The sequence below is a fragment of the Variovorax sp. WDL1 genome, from assembly GCF_001541225.1.
In the GTDB taxonomy this organism is placed as follows: Bacteria; Pseudomonadota; Gammaproteobacteria; order Burkholderiales; family Burkholderiaceae_C; genus Variovorax.
On sequence record NZ_LMTS01000305.1, the window covers coordinates 1 to 1,864 of the forward strand.

The 1,864-nt window shown below is 61.6% G+C and carries 4 protein-coding genes; 3 read left to right on the plus strand and 1 reads right to left on the minus strand.

Going from position 1 to position 1,864, the window contains the following annotated elements; genetic code table 11:
- The 3 genes from APY03_RS35930 to APY03_RS35940 form a co-directional block, all read left to right on the plus strand.
- Positions 1 to 425 (plus strand): IS66 family transposase (locus tag APY03_RS35930; RefSeq protein ID WP_157103509.1); only part of this gene is annotated, 425 nt, incomplete at its 5' end.
- A gap of 538 nt (positions 426 to 963) precedes the next feature.
- The gene (locus APY03_RS35935) at positions 964 to 1,164 is read left to right on the plus strand and encodes a hypothetical protein (RefSeq protein WP_068684999.1); all 201 of its coding nucleotides are present in this window, start codon (positions 964 to 966) and stop codon (positions 1,162 to 1,164) included.
- Positions 1,165 to 1,222: 58 nt separating this feature from the next.
- On the plus strand, positions 1,223 to 1,618 hold the full coding sequence (locus APY03_RS35940) for a hypothetical protein (RefSeq protein WP_068685001.1): 396 nt from the start codon (positions 1,223 to 1,225) through the stop codon (positions 1,616 to 1,618).
- A 61-nt stretch (positions 1,619 to 1,679) separates the two neighbouring features.
- Here APY03_RS35940 and APY03_RS45040 read toward each other — a convergent pair.
- The coding region (locus tag APY03_RS45040) for a DUF5666 domain-containing protein (protein ID WP_232324543.1) at positions 1,680 to 1,864 on the minus strand (185 nt) is incomplete at its 5' end.

Sequence of the window (1,864 nt, forward strand, 5' to 3'; positions counted from 1 at the left end):
CAAGCGATGAGCGGCTGTCGAGAAGACGCAGCGATGCGAAGCCGCTATGGACGGACCTGCATGATTGGCTGCGACTCGAACGAGGCCGAGTGCCCGACGGTAGCGCCACTGCCAAGGCCCTGAACTACAGCCTCAGCCACTGGGAAGCGCTGACACACAACCTGCTCGACGGCGACGTGAACGTCGACAACAACAGCCTCGAGAACCTGATTCGCCCATGGGCGGTCGGGCGCCGAGCATGGCTCTTTGCAGGCAGCGCGCCGGCCGGCCAGCGCGCCGCGATCGTGATGAGCCTGGTGCAGTCAGCCAAGTTGCAGGGCAACGATCCTTGGGCTTACCTCAACGATGTCCTGACCAGGCTACCCACGCATTTGAACAGCCGCATCGACGAACTGCTTCCCCACAACTGGCATCCCGCGCGTTGAGCGCGCCGCCGCTTCCTCGGCGATCCGCGCTCGTCGGTCAACTATGGGACGGCAGGCCGCTTACGGCGGAACCGCCTGGGCGCTGCTGGGCATCTGCTCGTCCGCTTTGATACATGCGGAAGCTGAAGGCGGGTTGGATCGCCTTTCGGCAAGCGCCAGTCCCTGCAGATGATCGATCCATTGCTGGCGCGTCAACACAGGATGTGACGCGTGATTCGGTGTCGCTTGGCCGACCATGCGGTGCATCAGTACGAGGCAACGATAAGGGCCAGTGAGAGGGCAACCGTGCCAACGAAGGCGGCCTCAACCAAGATCTGGCGCAGTGGGGTAGCCGGCACCCGCAAGGCAACTGGCTCCGATCGGGGTCTGCCTGTAGCTGGGAGCTCGCTCGCGTTCATCGCTTGCATCGTTGAAGGTCCTCGTCCTACGGGCGGTGTAAGCGCACTATAGGTCAAAAGTGCAAATTGCATGGGAATATTTCACATCAAGCCCCGCAAAAAGAGTACGAAAGTAGTCGCTGGGGTACACAATCCCGTGAATGCAGGACAAGGACGAAGAGACCGGGCTTGAAGGGTTGGCCGAGAGACCGAACGGGAAGATTCGGCCGTCTTCCTATGGGCTGATCTACGGCCCGTACCGAAGGCGGCCCGAGCGTATCTGGCTCAAGGCCGTGCTGTTGGTCGGGCTCATGCTTGCCTTGGGCTGGTCGCTGCTGCGCTTGGCACGGGCGGGCGGTTAGGTCAACGATGCCATCAAGTCCGGCTAGTTTTTCCCATGATTTTTGAACACCACACGAAATGGACGAGGCGCGAATGAACTCAGTAACGCATTACGGGCATCGGCGGCTCTTCGCCCGGGTCGCCGTGGTCTCGACGCTTCTGGTGCTTGGTTTGCTCAGCGCGGAGGTCCTCTTTCCGACTGCGCCTGCGGCACCTTATGAATCAGCGCCCGGTACGGATTTTCAGCGATTGCTACTCGTGATCACGGTCTTCGTTGCTTTGGCTTCTGTCGCTGGTGCGGGCATCGCGACTGTCCTGGCCTGGATGGCGAAGTGGAAAGAACGGGAAGAAGACCCCGACTCGGCACTCGTCGGGCGATTCCGCTTGGCGGCGGAACCTGCCAACGAGCGTCTGCGAGCACTCAGGGCTGTGACGTTGGAAGAGAGCCAGTTCGACAGTCCTGACCGGTCCTGACTTCTATGCAGCGGGGTGAATCCCCGTGCTGAGGGCCCGGACTTCGCAGATGAAGAGTTCGTCACTCAAAGCTGACGCGCGTGGCGATGAGTACGCCATTCACAACCTGCGAGCCCTCGATATTGACCTTGGCGCCGTTGCGAAGGTTCGCAGCGCTGCCGTTCACGAACGCCACACCTGAGCCGCTGGCATCCACGGGCTGACCCCGGACCCGGAAGCTCGCCACCGAGCTGAAGTTGCCCACGG

What these genes read in the sequence shown, in the direction of transcription:
- APY03_RS35935 (WP_068684999.1), top strand. Translation starts at nt 964, where the DNA reads ATGCAGGACAAGGACGAAGAGACCGGGCTTGAAGGGTTGGCCGAGAGA.
- APY03_RS35940 (WP_068685001.1), top strand. Translation starts at nt 1,223, where the DNA reads ATGGACGAGGCGCGAATGAACTCAGTAACGCATTACGGGCATCGGCGG.